At 57.9% G+C, this 20,456-nt stretch carries 19 protein-coding genes and 2 pseudogenes; 13 read left to right on the plus strand and 8 right to left on the minus strand.

What is annotated here, in order from left to right; all coding sequences use genetic code 11:
- Positions 1-90: 90 nt before the first annotated feature.
- The gene (locus ACTQV4_RS04825) at positions 91-1,401 is read right to left on the minus strand and encodes an NCS2 family permease (RefSeq protein WP_441033524.1); all 1,311 of its coding nucleotides are present in this window, start codon (positions 1,399-1,401) and stop codon (positions 91-93) included.
- A 193-nt stretch (positions 1,402-1,594) separates the two neighbouring features.
- On the opposite strand from ACTQV4_RS04825, the gene ACTQV4_RS04830 reads away from it, so the two are divergent.
- Both ACTQV4_RS04830 and bsh read left to right on the plus strand, forming a co-directional pair.
- The gene (locus ACTQV4_RS04830; protein WP_154517060.1) at positions 1,595-2,014 is read left to right on the plus strand and encodes a peptide deformylase; all 420 of its coding nucleotides are present in this window, start codon (positions 1,595-1,597) and stop codon (positions 2,012-2,014) included.
- Positions 2,015-2,258: 244 nt separating this feature from the next.
- Positions 2,259-3,224, plus strand: a complete 966-nt coding sequence (bsh, locus tag ACTQV4_RS04835) for a choloylglycine hydrolase (protein WP_441569404.1) — start codon at positions 2,259-2,261, stop codon at positions 3,222-3,224.
- 79 nt (positions 3,225-3,303) lie between these two features.
- On the opposite strand, the gene ACTQV4_RS04840 is transcribed toward bsh, so the two are convergent.
- From ACTQV4_RS04840 to ACTQV4_RS04850, 3 genes and pseudogenes are all read right to left on the minus strand, one after another.
- Positions 3,304-3,465 carry a hypothetical protein gene (locus ACTQV4_RS04840; RefSeq protein WP_441540969.1) on the minus strand — a complete coding sequence of 54 codons (162 nt, stop codon included), beginning with the start codon at positions 3,463-3,465 and terminating at the stop codon, positions 3,304-3,306.
- 38 nt (positions 3,466-3,503) lie between these two features.
- Positions 3,504-3,647 (minus strand): annotated as a pseudogene (locus ACTQV4_RS04845) (KUP/HAK/KT family potassium transporter); the annotation flags it as partial.
- 267 nt (positions 3,648-3,914) lie between these two features.
- On the minus strand, positions 3,915-4,826 hold the full coding sequence (locus ACTQV4_RS04850) for a DMT family transporter (RefSeq protein ID WP_441540905.1): 912 nt from the start codon (positions 4,824-4,826) through the stop codon (positions 3,915-3,917).
- A 118-nt stretch (positions 4,827-4,944) separates the two neighbouring features.
- Here ACTQV4_RS04850 and ACTQV4_RS04855 point away from each other — a divergent pair, with 118 nt between their 5' ends.
- Both ACTQV4_RS04855 and ACTQV4_RS04860 read left to right on the plus strand, forming a co-directional pair.
- A complete protein-coding gene (locus ACTQV4_RS04855; RefSeq protein ID WP_441537314.1) occupies positions 4,945-5,802 on the plus strand; it encodes a LysR family transcriptional regulator in 858 nt (285 codons plus the stop codon).
- 202 nt (positions 5,803-6,004) lie between these two features.
- The gene (locus ACTQV4_RS04860; protein WP_427747912.1) at positions 6,005-7,486 is read left to right on the plus strand and encodes an aminotransferase class I/II-fold pyridoxal phosphate-dependent enzyme; all 1,482 of its coding nucleotides are present in this window, start codon (positions 6,005-6,007) and stop codon (positions 7,484-7,486) included.
- 226 nt (positions 7,487-7,712) lie between these two features.
- On the opposite strand, the gene ACTQV4_RS04865 is transcribed toward ACTQV4_RS04860, so the two are convergent.
- Positions 7,713-8,123, minus strand: coding sequence for a peptide deformylase (locus ACTQV4_RS04865; protein ID WP_441540907.1), 411 nt, complete (start codon positions 8,121-8,123; stop codon positions 7,713-7,715).
- Positions 8,124-8,337: 214 nt separating this feature from the next.
- Between ACTQV4_RS04865 and ACTQV4_RS04870 the strand changes: the two genes are divergently transcribed.
- Entirely contained in the window at positions 8,338-9,237 is a 900-nt protein-coding gene (locus ACTQV4_RS04870) for a hypothetical protein (protein ID WP_441540909.1), read from the plus strand.
- A 389-nt stretch (positions 9,238-9,626) separates the two neighbouring features.
- Here ACTQV4_RS04870 and pdxT read toward each other — a convergent pair whose 3' ends face one another.
- Complete coding sequence (gene pdxT / locus ACTQV4_RS04875; protein ID WP_441540911.1) at positions 9,627-10,214, minus strand: pyridoxal 5'-phosphate synthase glutaminase subunit PdxT; 588 nt, start codon at positions 10,212-10,214, stop codon at positions 9,627-9,629.
- 20 nt (positions 10,215-10,234) lie between these two features.
- A complete protein-coding gene (gene pdxS, locus ACTQV4_RS04880) occupies positions 10,235-11,125 on the minus strand; it encodes a pyridoxal 5'-phosphate synthase lyase subunit PdxS (protein WP_154517081.1) in 891 nt (296 codons plus the stop codon).
- A 145-nt stretch (positions 11,126-11,270) separates the two neighbouring features.
- On the opposite strand from pdxS, the gene pdxR reads away from it, so the two are divergent.
- A complete protein-coding gene (gene pdxR, locus ACTQV4_RS04885; RefSeq protein WP_441540913.1) occupies positions 11,271-12,701 on the plus strand; it encodes a MocR-like pyridoxine biosynthesis transcription factor PdxR in 1,431 nt (476 codons plus the stop codon).
- A gap of 546 nt (positions 12,702-13,247) precedes the next feature.
- A complete protein-coding gene (locus tag ACTQV4_RS04890; RefSeq protein WP_441540915.1) occupies positions 13,248-14,120 on the plus strand; it encodes a hypothetical protein in 873 nt (290 codons plus the stop codon).
- Between the two features lie 250 nt (positions 14,121-14,370).
- On the opposite strand, the gene ACTQV4_RS04895 is transcribed toward ACTQV4_RS04890, so the two are convergent.
- Positions 14,371-14,931: a ferritin family protein gene (locus tag ACTQV4_RS04895; RefSeq protein WP_154517090.1), complete on the minus strand. Its 561-nt coding sequence runs from the start codon at positions 14,929-14,931 to the stop codon at positions 14,371-14,373.
- Between the two features lie 376 nt (positions 14,932-15,307).
- Here ACTQV4_RS04895 and ACTQV4_RS04900 point away from each other — a divergent pair.
- The 6 genes and pseudogenes from ACTQV4_RS04900 to ACTQV4_RS04925 form a co-directional block, all read left to right on the plus strand.
- A pseudogene (locus ACTQV4_RS04900) lies at positions 15,308-15,853 on the plus strand (iron-containing alcohol dehydrogenase); the annotation flags it as partial.
- Positions 15,854-15,861: 8 nt separating this feature from the next.
- Entirely contained in the window at positions 15,862-17,241 is a 1,380-nt protein-coding gene (locus ACTQV4_RS04905; RefSeq protein WP_441540917.1) for an aldehyde dehydrogenase, read from the plus strand.
- Between the two features lie 123 nt (positions 17,242-17,364).
- Positions 17,365-17,691, plus strand: coding sequence for an HIRAN domain-containing protein (locus tag ACTQV4_RS04910; protein WP_117655201.1), 327 nt, complete (start codon positions 17,365-17,367; stop codon positions 17,689-17,691).
- A gap of 18 nt (positions 17,692-17,709) precedes the next feature.
- A complete protein-coding gene (locus tag ACTQV4_RS04915) occupies positions 17,710-17,889 on the plus strand; it encodes a hypothetical protein (protein ID WP_154517096.1) in 180 nt (59 codons plus the stop codon).
- Positions 17,890-17,940: 51 nt separating this feature from the next.
- Positions 17,941-18,501 carry a metallophosphoesterase gene (locus tag ACTQV4_RS04920; protein ID WP_441540919.1) on the plus strand — a complete coding sequence of 187 codons (561 nt, stop codon included), beginning with the start codon at positions 17,941-17,943 and terminating at the stop codon, positions 18,499-18,501.
- Between the two features lie 150 nt (positions 18,502-18,651).
- On the plus strand, positions 18,652-20,409 hold the full coding sequence (locus ACTQV4_RS04925; RefSeq protein ID WP_441540920.1) for a DUF2130 domain-containing protein: 1,758 nt from the start codon (positions 18,652-18,654) through the stop codon (positions 20,407-20,409).
- Positions 20,410-20,456: the final 47 nt, after the last annotated feature.

A 20,456-nucleotide genomic window follows, 5' to 3' on the forward strand; every position in this document is an offset into this window, starting at 1 on the left:
ACGTCGGCGTAGGGACCGTCGCTAAAAGAAAGGCGCAGAGCCGCTTGAAGCGACTCTGCGCCTTGAGGTTTTGCTTTGGCAGCTTTGCCCTTACGCTACAAAGAAGTAGACGAGGAAGGCGAGTGCTGCGATCCACATGAGCGGCTTGATCTTGGAGGCCTCGCCCTTAAAGAGCGCGACAACCACGAAGGCGATAAAGCCCAGACCGATGCCGGCAGAGATGGAGTAGGTGAAGGGCACGCCGGCGACAATCATGAACGCCGGGAAACCCTGCGACACGTCGGACCAGTCGATCTCGGAGGCCTCACTCATCATGAGGTAGCCGACGTAGACCAGAGCACCGCAGGTGGCGGCGCTGGAAACGATGGTGACGATGGGGGAGAAGAACGCGGCGAGAATGAACAGCACGCCGGTGGTGACGGAGGTGAGGCCCGTGCGGCCACCGTCGGCAGCACCAGAGGTGGACTCGACGAAGGTGGTGATGGAGGAGACGCCCATAAAACCGCCCACAGCAGCGGCGGCGGAGTCGACGATCAGGATCTCCTTGATATTCTCGACGTTGCCGTCGTCGGTGAGGAACTCGCCCTGCTTGGCCACGGCCATCGCGGTGCCCATGGTGTCGAAGAAGTCACTCATGAGCAGCGAGAACGAGATGACGAGGAGCGTGGGGTCGGTAAGGACCTTGACGATGGCGGGCACGCCGCCGGCGTCGGCGATGGGGCCACCGATGCTCGAGAAGTCGAGCGGGGCGATAATACCGGTCGGAGCATGGGTCACACCTAGGGGGATACCGGCGATAACGGCGACGATGATGCCGATGAGCAGCGAGCCCGGCACGTTGCGGGAAGCAAGGGCAACCGTCACGACGATGGAGATGATGCCGACGATAAAGGTGGGGGAAGTGATGTCGCCCAGGCCGACGAGCGTACCGGCGCCAGCGGTGATGATGCCGGCGTCGCACAGGCCGATCATGGCGATAAACAGGCCCAGACCCACCGAGATGGCGTGGCGCAGGACAACCGGGATGGCATCCATGATGGCCTCGCGCAGGCCACAAAGCACGAGCAGCAAGATGACGACGCCCTCAAGGAAGATGACGCTCATGGCCACGTGCCAGTCACCGCCGCAGACGGTGGTGGTGATTCCAGCGATCATCGCGTTGACGCCTAAGCCCGACGCACAGGCGAGCGGGCGGTTGGCGAAGATGCCCATGCAGATGGTCATGATGCCGGCGCCCAGACAGGTGGCGCAGGCGAGCGCTCCCGCATCGATGCCAGCGCCCGAGAGCACCGCAGGGTTGACGGCGATGATGTAGGCCATCGCCAGGAATGTTGTCAGTCCAGCGCGAAGTTCGGTCCCGATTGTGGATTTGCGCTCGCTGACGTGAAAAAGTTCGTCCATGCATACCCTTTCCTTGTTCGGCCCCGAGTTTAGGCCGATTGACACGAACTTACCTACTATATCGCCTTTGGAAGGTCGATGCTTCTCGCATGTTGAAGTTCGGCGCTTTGTAACAGGCGGACGGTATTTTTCGCATGAAAATGTGTAGGTACCGTATACTTAAGCAGTTACATTGAACTCTTTGGAGGAACGTATGATTAAAGAGCTCTGCCGCGACGAGGCTATCCTGTCCCAGCGTTGCGAGGTTGCGACTGTCGAGGACGAGTCGGTCGCACAGGACCTGATCGATACCATCAAGTCGCTCGAGGACGCCGGCTGCCTTGCCGCCAACCAGATTGGCGTCACCAAGAAGGTCTGCGTCTATCTGGACGACGCCGGCGAGCCCCACGTGCTCTACAACCCCCGTCTGGTGTTTGGCCTGGGCGCCAGCAAGATGGAGGAGAGCTGCCTGACGCACGACGAAATCACCAAGTCCACGCGCTATATCAAGTGCAAGGTTGCCTTTGACCAGATCGTCGACGGCAAGATGAAGGAGTGCCGCCGCGACTACACGGGCTTTGAGGCGCAAATGATCCAGCATATGATTGATCACTGTCTTGGAAAATTGGTCTAAGGGGACCAAAGCGCCGCACCTTGCCGCTCAATCGTCGCTCGCGTACCTTACGTACGCTTCGCTCCTCTTTCGTGGCAATCTGCGGTATTTTGACTCCTTAGACGACCTGCGAGGTTGACTTGGTTGAGTTTATCTTGCTTGTGTGGTCCGGGCGTGACGTTATTGTCATGTCCGGGCTTTTGTGTTTAGCGCCTATTTGTTTGGTAACAATGAGCTTAACAAGGACGTATGGCTAGGAGGCGCCATGTGCACGAGCATTCGATTTACCGATAATTCCGGCAACATGTATCTGGGTCGCAACCTCGACTGGAGCTTTAGCTACGGCCAACAGGTTCGCGTGATGCCCCGCGGGTTCCATATCCCGTATTCGTTTGTCGACGATGCGTCGGCGGCACACGCGGTAATCGGCATGTGCATCGATTACAAGAATTATCCTATGTTTTTCGACTGTGGTAACGATGCGGGTCTGGCTGTGGCAGGGCTCAACTTTCCCGGTTATGCCGAGTATGCCGAGGACCCGGTTGATGGCAAGACCAATATCGCGGCCTATGAGTTTCCCCTGTGGGTGGCAGCGACGTTCTCGACGGTCGACGAGGTCGAGGCTGCGCTGCGCGACACGGTGATTGTTGCCAAATCTGCCGGAGAGGGGCTGGGTGTGTCGCTGCTCCATTGGATTATCGGCGACAGCCGGCGCAGCATCGTGGTCGAGATGATGGCTGACGGTCTGCATGTATACGACGATCCGGTCGACACCCTTGCCAATCAGCCGACCTTCCCGTGGCACATGGAAAACCTGCGCACCTATATCACCGCCACAAGCGATTTTCCTCAGACGGCGACATGGCGTGGCGCCGAGCTCAAGCCCTATGGCGCGGGTGCCGGCATGCGCGGTATTCCGGGTGACTGCTATTCGCCGAGCCGTTTTGTAAAGGCGGCATACCTCAATGCCAATTACCCGCAAAAAGACAGCGAGGCCGAGAACGTCATTCGCATGTTCCGCTCGCTCGAGGGGGTGGCGATGATCGAGGGTGCGTCCAAGATGGGTGACGGCAAGTTCGAGAAGACTATCTACACCGGATGCTTTAGCGCGCGCACGGGCAATTACTATTACTCAACGTATGAGGATCCGTCGATTCGCTACGTGAGCCTGATGGATGCCGAGGGCGCGAGCCCCGATAGGCTCGTGGTTCCCGAGCCGCGTCGTTCGTAGCCGGCGGTTTTACTGCAATGCAAAGCGGCCCTGCGCCTCCTGTGAGGCGCAGGGCCGCTGTCGTCGACGCGCGACGTCGTTAGAAGTTGGCGTCGTTGAGTTGTTCGCTCTCGAGGCCGTCGAGCTGTTGCTGTTCGGGCGTATCGGCGACGCTCCCGAGCAGCTCGGTGGGGTCGAAGTTCATGTCCCTACCGGCTTCGTTGATGTTGACAAGGTCGTTCGAGAAGATATCGACATCCATTTCCTCGGCTTCCTCGATCTGAACTTCGAGCTGGAGTTATTGGCGAGCAGCGCCGCGCCGCCGATCATGGCAGGTAGGATCAGCCACGGCGCCACTTTGCGCACCAGGCTAAACAGGGCGAAGATGCCGCCCTCGTTGTAGTTGTCGGCCTTCATGGCGATTACCACGTACTTGACCGTGCTGGTCTTGGAGGTTTGCCTCCAGTTTGGCGTGCGCCACGTGGACTCCCTTGGACATCCGGTTATCTGTCTTGGACAGATAACTTTTATGCCGTCTTTATACATACAAGAGCTGTTTGGCACATCGGGTAATTTCAGACAATAATCCCCATCTGGGGATTATTTATGTACGCAGGTAGCATTTCAAAACAGGGGCGCATCCGCTGTATGGCTTTGCTGCAATGTAATAACTGCGGACGCGCTCCTGCTTTGAAACTGAAGAGGGAACTTTTAGACGCGTGCTGCCTGAGCGATACCGGTCTTGGCGCCTGAGCGTTTACCGGCGAGTTCGCAAAAGATCGCGCCGCCGATGATAAGCACGGCGCCCATCAGGCGGACTGGTGTTATGACTTCGCCCAAAAGGGCGGACGAGAACACGACGGCCGAAAGCGGCTCGAGGTAGCCGACGACAGCGACGGTCTGCACGGGCAGTTTGGCGACGGCGCTAAAGTAGAGCAGACAACCGATGCCGGTGTTGACGACGCCGAGCATAGCGACGGCGCGCCAATCGATGGTTGCGGCGATGCTGGCGGACAGGAATGAGGGGGTGCCTTGGGTGACGAGTGTAAGGACCAGCGCGGTCACAAAGGCGGCGCTCACCTGGAGCGCGGAGTTCTCGAGGCCTTCGATGTGCGGCGCGCCCTTGCTGGCGATGACCATCAATGCATAACAGAAGGCCGAGGCGATTCCGCAGACGATGCCCGCAATGGGCATATTGCCGCCTAGACCTTGCGCTGCAATGAGAAAAGCGCCGCAGGCGACTGCGATAAACCCGGCGATTTTGCCACCGGTTAGTTTTTCGCCAAAGATAAACGGCGAGAGGGCCATGACGATGATGGGGCCGCAGTAGTACAGCAGCGAAGAAACGCCGACGCCGATCGTCTGATAAGCGCGGAACAGAATAATCCAGCTGGCGCCCAGCGCGGCTCCCGAGAGGAGGAGGGCTGCGGCTTCGCGGGGGCGAGAAGGCGCCTGCAGCTTATGGCGTTGGGTAATGGCGAGGATGGCGACAAGCGAAAGGGCTCCCAGAAAAGTGCGTAGCAGCACGATATCGGAGCTCGGGAGTGCGATGGCCGCAGCGATGATGCCGTTGGAGCCAAACAACAACAATGCTGCTAAATACGTAATCAATCCGTTGTTCATGCGCTGCCGTCCCCTCTATATCCGTGCATGTTCACTATGGTTGAACTGGCTTTAGAAGAAAAGCGAATATAATGCATGGAAAACATGACAAAAACTCATGCAAAGGTGGAGGTATGTCGTGGAAACGAATATTCAAAAGATGCAGGTGCTGCTGGAGACCGTGCGCGCTGGAAGCTTTACGCGTGCTGCCGAGCGCCTGAGCTACTCGCAATCGGGCGTGAGCCGCATGGTGGCCGATCTTGAGGCCGATTGGGGCTTTAAGGTACTCGACCGCAGTCGTGAAGGTGTTGCTCTTTCTGCTGACGGGCGGCAGGTCATGCCGGCTGTCGAGGCGCTCTGCGAGGAATTCGTTCGCTTGCAGCGACGGGTGGATGAGATGCGCGGGCTCATGCGCGGCAAAGTCTGCATCGGTACGTTTTCGAGCGTGGCGACCCACGTGCTGCCGCCGGTGATTGCGCGTTTTCGTGCTGATCATCCAGACGTCGATTACGAGTTGCTGATGGGCGACTATTCAGAGATTGAACAATGGGTGGCAGAGGGTCGCTGCGATCTGGGCTTTATCCCGCGTGAGCCCCGAGAAAACGGCATGACATCGCTGCCTTTGGTGCGTGACGAGTTAATGGCGGTAGTGCCGTCAGGCTCGTTGTTTGCTACGGCGGAGGTTGTCTCTCTTGCCGACTTGGCCAACGAGCAGTTTATTCTGCTAGAACGCGGCACCGATGACGAGATTACGCCGCTGTTTCGTCGGGCGGGACTGGCAGTGCACTCAAAACTGTCGACCTGGGATGACTATGCGATTATGGCTATGGTCGAGGACGGCCTGGGTGTGAGCATTCTTCCCGCGCTCATCATGCGCCGCTGTCAGTTCGATGTTGCCGTGCGTCCGCTCGAAGGGCATCCCCATCGGCAGATCAATGCTATATATCGAACGGCCGATGTTTCGCTTGCCGCCGCCCGTTTTCTCGAATACCTCTAAATGGGCGCACGTCGTTATCGCCTTGGGATAAATCTTGAGGTTTAGGTCATGTTATTTTTGAAATTGAACTTTTAGAAATAGCACGGCGCTATACTGCTTGCTAAATTGAACCTTGGTTCAATTCGTGTTCTATAAATTGAACTTTGCCAGCAAGGAGGTTCCTGTGACCCAAGAGACGTTTAGCGATCGTCTGCGACAGGCTATGTCCGATCGCGACGTTCGCCAGTCGGACGTAATCCGCGCATCGGAGATGCTCGGCAAAAAACTCGGCAAGAGTCAGATGAGCCAATATGTGAGCGGCAAGACGATTCCGCGGCGCGATGTGGCAGAGCTACTCGCCCGCATTTTGGAGGTCGATGTTACCTGGCTGCTCGCCGGTGACGCCGATCAAGGCGAGACATCATCGACCCACAACGTTTCCAAGCCCGAACCCCATCCCTCAGATCAAATTGCAAGGAGCACCACCATGCGTACTTTTTCTAAATCCACCAAACTCGAGAACGTTCTGTATGACGTGCGCGGCCCCGTTGTCGACGAGGCAGCCCGTATGGAGGACGAAGGCGAGTGCATCCTCAAGCTCAACATCGGTAATCCGGCGCCCTTTGGTTTCCGCACGCCCGATGAGGTCATTAAGGACATGCGCCAGCAGCTGCCCGACTGCGAAGGCTATTCCAACTCGCGCGGTCTGTTCTCTGCGCGCAAGGCGATCATGCAGTATTCGCAGATCAAGGGCCTGCCCAACGTTCAGATGGAACATATCTACACGGGCAACGGCGTGTCCGAGCTCATTCAGCTTTCGATGAACGCGCTGCTCGACAATGGCGACGAGATTCTGATTCCCAGCCCCGATTATCCGCTGTGGACGGCGTGCGCAACTCTTGCCGGTGGACATCCCGTGCACTATCTGTGTGATGAGCAGGCCGATTGGTATCCCGATCTGCAGGATATGGAGTCCAAGATCACGAGCGCGACCAAGGCCCTCGTCATCATCAACCCCAACAACCCCACGGGCTCGGTCTATCCGCGCGAGGTGCTCGAGGGCATCGTTGAGATCGCGCGCAGGCACCAGCTCATGATTTTTGCCGACGAGATCTATGACCGCCTGTGCATGGACGGCTACGAGCACGTCTCCATTGCATCGCTCGCCCCCGACCTGCCCTGCATTACGTTTAGCGGCCTGTCCAAGTCGCATATGATCGCGGGCTATCGCATTGGCTGGATGGTGCTTTCGGGCAACCAGCGCTGCATGAGCGACTTCATCATGGGCATCAACATGCTCTCCAACATGCGCCTGTGCTCCAATGTGCCGGCCCAGTCGATCGTCCAGACGGCGCTTGGCGGCCATCAGTCGGTCAACGACTACATCCGCCCCGGCGGTCGTGTCTACGAGCAGCGCAACTTTGTGTATGAGGCGCTCAGCAAGATCGACGGCATCTCGGTGGTCAAGCCGCGCGCGGCATTTTATATCTTCCCCAAGATGGATGTTAAAAAGTTCAACATCACCGATGACGAGCAGTTTGCCCTCGACCTGCTGCACGAGAAGAAGATCCTCATCACGCGTGGCGGCGGCTTCAACTGGGCTGAGCCCGATCACTTCCGCATCGTGTACCTGCCGCGCATGGAAGTGCTCAAAGAGTCGCTCGAAGACCTCGCCGATTTCTTTGATCACTACCGCCAGTCCTAATTGGTTCCGCCGTTCTACCGAACGGCGGACCGCTTGACGCTACGCGAGCCGCATTCACGCCAATCTGACGTTCAATTTCGAGGGCGCGACCAGAAGGTCAGCGCCCTCTCATTTCACGTCACCTTGGCGCAAATGCGGCTCGCTCGCTGTCGTGTGCTCAGCTTGCGTCGTTACCATGATCCAAAGGGGACGGAGGAAAACAGATCATTTTCCTTGACTCGCGGAACTATATAACGACGCCGTTGCAGTGGTCGATTTCGTGCTGGATGATCTCGGCGGTGTAGCCCGAGAAGTTTTTGATGCGGTGGACGAAGTTCTCGTCCAAATACTCCACCTTAATGCGACGATAGCGGGTGCAGGGACGCTCGCCGATCAGCGAGAGGCATCCTTCGCTGGTCTGATAGGCATTGACCTGCTCAAGAATTTGAGGGTTGTACATCAGGAGCGTCCTGTTGCCGTCCTTTACGCAGATGATGCGTTTGCGCACGCCGATCATGTTGGCGGCGAGCCCCACGCACTCGTGCTCATGCTCGTGGAACGTATCCAGGAGGTCCTGCCCGATCACGGCATCGTCGGGCCCTGCGTCTTTGGAAGGCAGGCGCAAAAAGAACTCGGATTTCATGATGGGCTTAATCATGGCGGGCTCCTTAAGGTGGACACGTTTGGTTCAGGCCATGATACCGCGACATGTCGCATTAATGTGTGCATATAGATTCTGCAGCTAGATTGGATGGCGACACCATAAACTAATGGACGTTTTGCCGAGAGGCATGAATGTTTAAAGCGCAAAGAGTGCGCGACGGGCCCCGCGAATGGGGCGATGATGCCCGAGAGGGCCAAGAAGGAGTCTCATGTCCGAGAACGAAAAGATCATGAACGAGACCGAGAACGAGACCATGGCTGCCGAGGTCGAGGCAGTCGAGACCGTGGAGACCGAAGCTACCGAGGTTGAGGCTGCTGACGAGGTTTCCGCCGAGGAGGAGGCCGAGGTTGTCGAGGCCGCCGTTGATTACGATGACGAAGAGCTGATGGACAAGATGCAGAAGGCCGCCCGCCTGCTGCGTAGCCGTCGCTTTGCTATTTCCAAGGAGGAGGAGGCCAAGGCCGAGCGTATGGCGAACATCGAGCGCGCCATCAAGCTCCTTGACCTCAAGCCCAAGATGGAGCAGAAGGAAATGTCCGACCTGCTGGGCATGCGCCTTCGTGAGCTCGATGGCCTGATGGCCGAGGCCGAGGCTGCCGATCTGGTCGGCCGCATCGACAACGCCGAGGGCGATATGCGCAAGATCGTCGTCTTCGCTGCCGAGGATGCCGCTGAGGGCCTGGTCGAGCTTGCCAACAAGAAGGAGAAGCTCCTGCCCGAGCTTTCTTACGTGGAGGCCACCGAGCTGATGGCTGCGCTCGATAAGGTTATCGCTCCGCTCGTCGCCATGGGTCTGGACGAGGATCGCGGTCCTCGCGGCGGCCGTGACGACCGTGGTGGCCGTGGCGGCGACCGTGGCGGTCGCGGCGGCTTTGGCGACCGCGGTGGCCGTGGCGGCGACCGTGGTGGTCGCGGTGGCCGTGGCGGCTTTGGTGACCGTGGCGGCGATCGTGGCGGTCGCGGCGGCTTTGGCGGCAACCGTGGTGGCTATGGCGACCGCGGTGGCAACCGCGGCGGCTTCGGCGGCAACCGTGGCGGCGACCGCGGCGGTCGAGGCGGCGACCGTGGCGGCCGCAACGGCGGTGGCTTCCGCGGCAACCGTTTTTAGTTACGGCGTTTTACCAAACGCCGTAACGGGCCGACGCTGCAAGCCCGCCAGAGCGGCAATCTGCCTTTCAACTTCGGCGGCATGACCAAAAGGTCAATGCCGCCTTGTTTCAAGGCGCCCTGCTCGGTCTAGCGGGTTTTTGCTGTCGTTGCCAAAACATCGGCGTTGCCTTGATCCAAACCTGCCAAAAAGGGACAGGTTTATTTTGGTCGGTATTATCTGGGCAAACGTGGCCGTCTCTCGCAATGTAGTCGTTGAGAACGTCCCCAACGACTACATAGTATGAGAGTGGATAATCTCCCGGTTTGAGCCTGCATCCAAGCTCAAAGTGGGAGATTTCCACTCTCATTTGCTATGCGTCCGAAAATCCACGTTCGTTTGTTTTCTGCCTACATTTGGAGGAAGAGCTCGTGGAGGCGGGTGTCGTCGTCGAGCTCGGGGTGGAAGGTGACGCCGAGCTGATTGTCTTGACGGGCGGCGACGATGCGGCCATCGACTTCGGCTAGGGCCTTGGTATTGCCGTGCACCTCGACGATGCGGGGTGCGCGGATAAACGTTAACGGCACTTCACCGTCGATACCGTCTACCTGCCTCTTGGTGCGAAAACTGCCGAGCTGCCTGCCATAGGCATTGCGCTCAACGAGTATATCCATGGTTGCCAAGCGCGGTGTTCCCTTGTCATCGTGGGCGGCAAGGTCGCGCGCCAACAGAATCAGACCGGCACAAGTTCCCAGTACAGGCATGCCTTCAACAATGCGGGTACGAAGATCTTCGAGCATATCGAGTTCGGCAAGTAGCTTGCCCTGAACGGTGGACTCGCCGCCGGGAAGTACCAGACGGTCAAAGTTCTGCTGCAAATCGGCCGCCTGCCTCAGCTCAATACAGTGTGCGCCCAGCTCGGATAGTCTTGCTTCGTGCTCGGCAAAAGCGCCTTGGACCGCCAGCACGGCGACCGTTTGGTCTGCATAATCGCTCATGGGCGATCCTTTCTGCTGGACTAGCGCCCGCGCTCTTCCATGATAATCTCGATCTCGTCGGCGTTGATGCCCACCATGGCCTCGCCCAGGTCCTCCGAAAGCTCGGCGATGAGTTTGGCATCGGTGAAGTTTGCCACGGCCTTGACGATGGCGGCGGCGCGCTTGGCCGGGTTGCCGCTCTTAAAGATGCCCGATCCCACAAAGACGCCCTCGGCGCCCAGCTGCATCATCAGCGCGGCGTCGGCGGGGGTCGCTACGCCGCCGGCGGCAAAGTTCACGACGGGAAGCTTGCCCGTGGCGTGGACCTCGCGCACCAGCTCGACCGGAACTTGCAGTTGCTTGGCTGCCTCAAAGAGCTCGTCATCGCGCAGGGCAACAACGTCGCGGATCTGCTTTTGGATCTTGCGCATGTGACGCACGGCCTGGACGACATCGCCCGTACCCGGCTCACCCTTGGTGCGAATCATCGTGGCGCCCTCGGCAACACGGCGCAGCGCCTCGCCCAGATCGCGGGCGCCGCAGACAAACGGCACGTCAAACTGGGTCTTGTCGATGTGATAGACGTCGTCGGCAGGGGAGAGAACCTCGGACTCGTCGATGTAATCGATCTCGATGGCCTGCAGGACCTGCGCCTCGACAATGTGGCCGATGCGGCACTTGGCCATAACGGGGATGGAGACGGCCTCTTGGATACCCTTGATCATCTTGGGGTCGCTCATGCGTGAGACGCCGCCTGCGGCACGGATGTCGGCCGGGATGCGCTCGAGTGCCATGACGGCGCAGGCGCCCGCCTCTTCGGCGATGCGTGCCTGCTCGGGCGTGGTGACGTCCATGATGACGCCGCCCTTGAGCATCTGCGCGAGCTCGCGATTGAGTTTGACGCGATCTGCCTTGCTGGTCTGTTCTGCCATGGTTGCTCCCTTGGTTGGCATGTGCATTGCTTGACGGAACATCCTATCGGGGAGCTGGGTATGGCGAAATACTCAGTTTTAGAGATAATAATAAGGCCAGACTAATACCAGATTGAATGACTCAATAAGGTCAGGTGATAAACTCATGCTTGACTACAATTTGGAAAAACGCGGCGAAGCATCGCTCTATGAGTATATTTACCAGCAAATTCGAGATGATATCGTTGCTGGACGCATTGCGGCGGGGGAGCATCTTCCGTCTAAGCGCGCCTTTGCCAATCATCTGGGAATCAGTGTCATTACCATCGAGAATGCATATAGCCAGTTACTTGCCGAGGGCTATATTTGCTCAATGCCGCGTCGTGGCTACTACGCTTGCGAGCTTCCGGATGCACCGGTTTTGGCTTCGGCTGCAGAGGGCATCGACCGGGATGCCGTCTCTGCGGGTTCCGGCGCGCATGATGTCAACGGACAGGTCGAGCGATTCGATGCACTTTCTCCTTCTGCTTTGGAGGCGGCGCGGCTTTGGCAAAGCGCGCTGCGGGCGACACTGGCATCCGAAGACGAGCGCGAAATCTTTTCGACCGCGCCGGCACAGGGCACCACTCGGCTACGACGCGCAATTGCCCACCATCTGCGCGGGACAAGGGGCATGAATGTCGACCCCAACAACGTTGTTATCGGTGCGGGCGCCCAGCTGCTCGATACCATGTTGGTTCAGTTGCTTGGCGCCGACAAGGTGTATGCCGTTGAGGACCCGGGCTATTTGCGCCTGACGCGCATCTATCAGGCTATGGGTTGCAAAGTTCGACATATCCCGTTGGATGATGAGGGCGTAGACTTGAGCGCTCTGCAGAAAACGGGGACCGATGTCCTTCACCTGATGCCGTCCCATCAGTATCCGACCGGCCTTGTGACGAGCATTGCGCGTCGCTATGCGCTGCTGAGCTGGGCCGCCGAGCGACCAGGTCGATATCTCATCGAAGATGACTTTGATTGCGAGTTTCGTCTGGCCGGCAAGCCGATTCCCGCGCTTGCTTCGATCGATGCCGCTCAATCGGTCATCTACACCAACACGTTTTCGAAGAGCCTTTCATCGGCGTTGCGTCTAGCGTACATGGTGTTGCCCGATGAGCTGATGGAGCGGTTTAGGTGCAACCTTGGTTTCTACGCCTCGTCGGTGAGCTCTGTCGACCAAGTCGCTTTGGCTCGTTTGCTGGAATCGGGTGATTACGAGCGACATGTGAACCGCGTGCGCGTTCGTGCTCGTGAGGCGCGTGATGGCCTGGTGGCGCTTGTACGGAATGCGTTTCCAGCAGGAGAGGTTTCGATCGAGCATGCAGACGCAGGTCTTTACTGCACCGTGGTTGCGGAGCGGGGAACGGGCGGAAGCTCTTTTGCGCAGGCCCTCACGCGCTCGAGCATCCCTTTTATCGATATCAGTAACTGTTATTGGTGTGCCGATGGCGCATCTGTCCCTGAAAACTCAACTCAAATTCTTGTCCAGTATGACGACCTGAGTCCGGAGGTGCTTAATACCCTGGAATCGCAGCTAATGGGGCACTCTGTAACCTAAGTGAGTAGACTTTTGGCACTTTGGCGACCAGACAGTTTTGTAACAAGCTATCTACCTGTGGTTTTGAGAAGTGGGATCATCGGTCTGCTCGGGATGTTCCAAAAAGTCTACTCACTTGCCGCGCAAAGCTTCCGCATGAGAAAAAAAGGGGGTTTTCAACAGGGCTTCGTCCAGTTCTCGGTAAGCTTTTGGCCAGTTGGGGAGGGCTGTTGAAAACTTTGCAGTTCGTTCGGCGCCATTTTTGGTGCGTTCGCGCCAATGAGAGACCGACTGGGTTGAAATTCGTGCTTTCCTGTGCCTATGAAGGATCTACTTTGTGACATATCGGCTTTTAGGTACTGGCGTTTGCCCCCTCAAGTCCGCGCTTTGTGTCCTCCGCTTCCGCGGCCGGATGAAGACCGGCAGCGATATGACCTCGTCCGCAACCCGACGGCTGCGGTCGCGCTCGGTTTTCCGTTGTATACATTGGTTCGGACGAGAAACAAACGGACTTGCCCTGCCAACATTAGGCAGCGGCTGTTTCTTGGTGAACTCCCCAGGGAATCCGTGCTGGAAACGGAGCATGGATTTTTGGTCACGTCTCCTCTACTAACGGCATTTATCATGTCGCGACATCTGACGGATCTCCAACTTCTTCTGGTATTGGCGGAGATGTGCGGCTTGTTTGCGGTATGCGCCCTGCCGGCGCCACTTGAGGTGGAGCTTTCGCATGCAATTGATTCGGGTGCGATTTCGACAACGTTGGGTTGGGTGCGCTGCCCGTCCGAGGGCGGCACCGCCTCAAATTTATGGCGTCGCGACGCTTTGGTTTTGGATGGGGACCTTGACCGTTTTTGTTCAGATGTTTGCGGGATGCGTTACGGCAATCGATTTATGGCGGTATCGCATCTCGTTCCATTGGGTGCCGCTTCGCCTTTTGAGGTCGAGGCGTATTTGTTGCTTGGACTGCCGCGAGCCCTGGGAGGTGAAGGGTTTTGCGGCATAGAGCTCAATGTCAAAGTGATGCTAAGCACAAGTGCTCGAGCGATTGTAGGAAAGACCCGCGTATATATCGACCTACTTCTTTCCTCGCCGGACGGGAGGCGGCAGGTGGCCATTGAATGCCAGGGAAAGGCCTCGCACGGGCGCGCGGGGGATGGCTTGCGTGACGCTGACCGCATGACGGCACTTCAAGCCATGGACTACGATGTGCTTCTCCTGACACACGGACAGATATCCGATGAGGATAGATTCCGTGCGATCGTTAAGGCCGTATGCAGGATGCTCGATGTTGAATATCGTGATAAAAGCTTGGATGAGCAAAGGGCTGAGGCATTACTCCGGTCTGAACTATTCGTTGACTGGACAAAATTGGGAGTAATCGACGGAAAGATGTCCATTGGACACAAAACAGCTCGATCGTGGACAGCGCGGATCTAAGTGAGTAGACTTTTGGCGTGATGGCGACCGGGCCGTTTTGCAACAAGTCATTTACCTGCGGCTTTATAGAGCAATATGGATGGTCTGCTCGGCAAGTTCCAAAAAGTCTACTCACTTAGTTTTTGACGAGAAGTCGATGCCGAAGGTGGCCCTATTTCAGGGCGTTAACGAGTTTATGAGACACGAAAAAAGGCCCGAACCATGCGGTCCGGGCCCTTTAAAGTTAGAGATTATCTCTCAGGCGGTTGGCTTAGCCAAAGTAGCGCTTGAGCAGGCCGGCGAAAGCCTTGCCGTGGCGGGCCTCGTCGCGAGCCATCTCGTGCACGGTATCGTGGATGGCATCGAGGCCAGCGGCCTTGGCACGCTTGGCAAGATCGGTCTTGCCGGCGGTGGCGCCGTTCTCGGCCTCAACGCGCATCTCGAGGTTCTTCTTGGTGGAGTCGGTCACGACCTCGCCCAGGAGCTCGGCGAACTTGGCGGCGTGCTCGGCCTCCTCGTGGGCAGCCTTCTCCCAGTATAGGCCGATCTCGGGATAGCCCTCGCGATGGGCGACGCGAGCCATGGCCAGGTACATACCGACCTCAGAGCACTCGCCCTCAAAGTTGGCGCGCAGGTCGGCAACGATGTCCTCGGAGACGCCCTCCATCTTGGCGACGCCCACGACGTGCTCGGCAGCCCACTCGAGCTTGCCCTCCTCCTGCTTCAGGAAACGAGAACCGGGAACGCCGCACTGGGGGCACTTAAAATCCTCGGGCAGCTGGTCGCCGTCGAACTCTTCCACATAACCGCAAACGGGGCAAACAAATTTCATGATTCGATCCTTTCGATGGATGGCGATGGGGCGCTTGTCCGATCCCGTAAGGGCCCTCTCCGGACGTGCGTCTTGACGAGTTCTATTATCCATAAATGCAACAAAATGTGAAGCCTATTAGGAATGATTTTTGATAAAACAATTTTGAGATATGAAGATGTTGATTGATTAACGATTGGCAGGCCGCCTGCGACCTCCGATGAGTAGAATCGGTCGAACAAATGTTGACCAATCAACAAATGAGGGAGTTTCCTTTATGCATCTAGCCCGCTGCGCCTGGTGCCGAACGTATCAAACGGTTTTTTCGCATCGCATTGCCGGTGCTGCCCTATACCGAGCCACGCATTCTGGAGCATGCTGAGAGAGTGCATGCCAGGCCATTATCGGCTTTGGCGGTGGCTCGGCCATGGACTGTGCCAAGGGCGTGGGAGCACGCATCGCACAGCCAAACAAGCCCATCAACAAGATGCGCGGTCTGCTGCGCGTCCACCGTCTCCTGCCGCTGCTTATTGCGGTTCCCACTACCGCCGGTACGGGAAGCGAAGTTGCGCTCGCGGCGGTTATCACCGATGACGAGACGCACTACAAGTACCCCATTAACGACTTTGTGCTTATCCCGCGCTTTGCGGTGCACGACCCCGAGTTTACGCGCGGTCTGCTCGCCTCCATTACGGGGCAGACGGGCATGGGCGCCCTGACACATCCCGTCGAGGCCTTTATCGATTGGGTCGATCGAATGAACGCCGCCTTGGACATTCCCAAATATGTGACGGGCATTCGCCGCTCTGACATTCCCGAGATGGCGGCGCATGCCGATGCCGAGGCCAATCCGCTGTACCCCGTTCCACTTTTGAAGGACCGTTTGGAGCTGATGCGCATGTACGAGGTCGTCGCGGGTGGTATGTTTGAGGGCGAGAACTAGGAGGGTCCATGAACACCGAGGAAATTGCGCGCATCGTCGGAGACCAGCGCGTCTACTTTAAGACGCACGCCACGTTTGATGTCGATGCTCGACGTCGTGCGCTCGTGAGTTTACGCGATGCGGTGCGGGCCCACGAGGCCGATATTGCCCATGCGCTCAAGACCGATTTGGGAAAGTCGCATGACGAGGCGTATATGTGCGAGATCGGCACGTCGCTTTCCGAGATTCGTCATCAGATCGCACATGTGGCTCGATGGAGTCGTCCGCGCCTGCGTCCGTGCGACCTTGCCAACGCCGTGAGTGTGTGCAAAACGCAAGCCGTGCCCTATGGCGTCACGCTCATCATGGCCCCGTGGAACTACCCGTTTTTACTAACGCTCGAGCCGCTCGCCGGCGCCCTTGCCGCGGGCAATACTGTGGTCATCAAGCCGAGCGCCTATGCTCCGGCATCGAGTGCGGTGCTCAAGCAGATCTGCGAAGAGGCATTTGATCCGTGCCTGGTGACAGTTGTCGAGGGCGGGCGCGCCGAGAACGAAGCGCTGCTCGATGAGTGCTGGGACAAGATCTTCTTTACCGGTAGCGTTCCGGTCGGCAAGCTCGTCATGGAGCGCGCAAGTAAAAACCTTACGCCCGTGACGCTTGAGCTGGGTGGAAAGAGTCCCTGCATCGTGGATGCGACGGCAAACTTGAAGGTTGCGGCACGGCGTATCGCCTTTGGTAAATGGCTCAACGTGGGGCAGACCTGTGTGGCGCCCGACTACCTGCTGGTCGATACGCGTGTGCACGACGAGTTGCTGGGCCTCATCAAGGAAGAGGCGCGCCGTATGTTTGGCGAGCATCCGCTCGACAACGAGGATTACGGGCATATCGTCAATGCCAAGCATTTTGCGCGCGTGCATGGGCTGATCGATCCCGATAAGGTCGTGCTTGGAGGTGCTGCGCGCGAGGCTTCGCTCAAGATTGAGCCGACAATTTTGGACGGCGTGGCCCCCGATGACGCCGTGATGCAGGAGGAGATTTTCGGTCCCATCTTGCCGGTGCTGACGTTTGAGAGCCTAGACGAGGCCGAGACGTTTATTACGGATCGTCCGACGCCGCTGGCCCTGTATATCTTTAGCCAGGACCGTGAGGTTCAGCAGCGCTTTGTGCGTTACGTGCCCTTTGGTGGCGGTTGCGTCAACGACACGATCATGCACCTGGCTACGAGCCATATGGGCTTTGGCGGCATGGGAGCGAGCGGTATGGGGCAGTACCATGGACGCGAGAGCTTCAATACGTTTAGCCACAAGAAGAGCATCGTGAACAAGGCAACGTGGCTGGACGTGCCATTTCGCTATGCCCCTTACGCAAACTGGAAGCACAAATTCGTGCGCATGTTTGTGCATTAAAATCAGATGGCGTAGGGACAAACGGTCGAAAAGACGCAGGCAGGATGAATTTGTGTCCGCACGGACCCGTAGACTTCTCAATAAGGTTAAGCGCCGTTTTATCCGGCCGTTAGGGGAGTTGCTATGTACGAGCCTTCACGTGTTCTTCTGTCGTTTCACATTGCGGGATTTCAGTATGCCGACGGCGCTTTGGTCCTGGGCGATCTTAAGGCGGGCGATAAACTGACGCTGTGCGCCGAGCGCGATAATCCCCATGATCCCGAGGCGGTTGCGATCTACTACGGCAACACCAAGCTTGGCTATGTTCCGGGAAACGAGGTCGGTCCGCTGTCCTTGATGATGTATTACGGCCATGAGGACGTATTTGAGGCCCGCGTGCAGCAGGTTGCCCCCGAGCGTAGCCCGTGGCACCAGGTGCGCGTTGGCCTCTATGTGGTGGATGCCCGCTAATCGGTAAGGGAGGCTGCCATGTTTGATGACGATGACCTGTTCGATTTGACGGACGATTCGTTTGAGTGGGATATGCTACTCGACGACGATGAGCTGGAGCAGGACCGTAAGATGCGACAGGACAAGAAAACTCAGGGTGATGCGTCGAAAAAGAAAGACAAGCGCCGTCGCGGACTGTTTGGCGGGCTCTTTGGGTAACTGTCGCATCGCTGCGTCTGTATACTTAGCACGAGTTGGACGCGTTGCGAAATGAGGACTGAGACGATGATGTGGTTTACCGCCGACCTGCACCTGGGCGACACGAATATCTTGCACGACATGGACCGACCGTTTGGCTCGGTTGAGGAGATGAACCGCAAGGTCATCGATGCCATCAATGAGTGCGTGGCTGCGGATGACCGCCTCTATATTCTGGGTGACTTTACCTATCGTTTGCCCCTGGCGGAGGCGGTGCGCCTGCGTAAACGCATTGAATGCCAGAACGTGACGCTCATCCGTGGTAACCATGACGGCGACTGGGAAGATCCCGACGTGCCGCAGATTTGGGAAGACGTGCGTGATTACCTGGAGATTGCCCCCGGCTATGCCAAGGGTCATCGTCTGGTTATGAGCCACTACCCCATGCTCAGCTGGAATGGCAAGGCACGTGGCGCCATCATGCTGCACGGGCATATCCACAGCAGGGGAGACCGCACCAATGCGCGCAACCGCGATCGCGAACGTCCTACCTTTCGCTACGATGTCGGCCTCGATGCCAACGAGTACAAGCCCGTAAGCCGTGACCAAATCCTAGGCTTCTTTGGACTGTAATTCTCGAACCGTCATACAAACCGCCACAAAGGGGACGGGCACCTTTGTGGCGGTTCTGGCGCCGTTGCCATTATGGCGGCGGCGCCTTTTTTGTCCGTGTGGCGCGGTAGAGTGTAGGCGGTTGATATTTGCGTCCAGCGAGGAGCTGCTATGAACGAGATCAAGTGCCCGCATTGTGGCGAAGTTTTTAAGGTCGACGCGTCCGGCTATGCGGATATCGTCAAGCAAGTGCGCGATGCCGAGTTTTCTCGCGACCTGGATGAGCGTGTGAAGGCGGTCCAGCGCGAGGGCGAGCAAGCGCTGGAGCTTGAGCGCTCGCGTTCGATGGCTGCCTTGCAAAAGGCAGAGTCCCAGCGCAACGCTCAGCTTACCGAGCAGAAGAACGCTGCAGCTCAACAGCTGGCACAAGAGGTTGCCAAGCGCGATGCTGAGCTCGCCGAGCTGCGCGCCAAGCTCGAGGGCGCTGCCGCAGAGCGCGAGAGTGCAAGCCAGCGCGCGGCGGTAGAGGCACGAGCCAACGCTCAAAAGGAGAATGCCGAACTCCAGCGCGAGATCGACAATTTGCGTGCGCAGCTGGAGCGCAAAGATGACGAAGCCAAGCTCGTCGAGTCGGCGGCGCGCAATGCCGCTCAAAACGATTTAGCTGCACGTGATGCTCAGATTGCCGAGCTGCAGGCCAGGCTTGCCGCGGCGGACAAGGCCCAGGAGATGGCGCTTGCCGCTGCCGCGGCAGAGTCGCAGCGTGAGCTCGATGCCGCTCGCAGCGAGGCCGAGCGCGCGCTTGCTGACTATCGCGCGAAGGTACAAGAGAAGTTTTCCGCCGCAAAGGCTCAGTCTGAGCGCGAGGCCGAGGGCCTTCGTGCACAGCTTCGTGAGCAAGAACTTTCTGCAAAAATGGAGCTGTCGAAGGCGGTCGCCGCGGCGGAGCGAGAGCGCGATGAGGCGCGTGCCAAACTGACGAGCGAGCTGGCGGTGCGCGATTCTCGCGAGGAACAGGCCAAGGCGGCACACGAGCTCGAGCTTGCGCAGGCCAAGCGCGCGAGCGATGACCTGATTCGCTACAAGGATGAAGAGATCGAGCGCCTTAAGGACATGAAGGTCCGTCTGTCCACCAAGATGGTGGGCGAGTCGCTCGAGCAGCATTGCGAAACCGAGTTTAACCGTCTGCGCATGACGGCATTTCCCAACGCGTACTTCGAGAAGGATAACGATGCGTCCGAGGGTACCAAGGGCGACTTTATCTTCCGCGAGTGCGACGCGAGCGGCAACGAGGTCATTTCGATTATGTTCGAGATGAAAAACGAAAACGACGAGACCGCGACCAAGCATAAAAACGAGGACTTCTTTAAGAAACTCGATCACGACCGTCGCCAGAAAGGCTGTGAGTACGCGGTGCTCTGCACGCTGCTCGAGCCCGAGAGCGAGCTCTATAACGTAGGGATAGTCGACGTGAGCTATCGCTACGAGAAGATGTACGTGATTCGCCCGCAGTTTTTCATTCCCATGATCACGCTCCTTCGCAACGCCGCCATGGGCTCACTGCGCTATAAGCAGGAGCTAGCGGAGTACAAACAGCAGAATATCGACGTCACGAACTTCGAAGCCAAGATGGAGAAGTTCAAGAATGATTTCGGTCGCAACTACGAGATCGCGAGTCGCAAGTTCCAAACGGCAATCGATGAGATCGACAAGACGATTGGCCATCTGCAGAAAACCAAGGAGGCATTGCTGTCCTCCGAGAACAATCTGCGCCTAGCCAACAAGAAGGCCGATGATCTTACCATTCGCAAGCTCACGTGGGGCAACAAGACCATGAAGGCGGCGTTTGACGAGGCGCGCGGGGCTGCGCCAGAGACAAACGATGAGCCAGCCGAGGCGGATTCGTATGAGGTCGAGGATACCGAGTAAGGCATAGCGTATAGTGCAAAAACGGGGCCGCTGGCGATATTGCCAAC

The organism is Collinsella sp. LCP19S3_B11 (assembly GCF_052121915.1).
GTDB lineage: Bacteria > Actinomycetota > Coriobacteriia > Coriobacteriales > Coriobacteriaceae > Collinsella.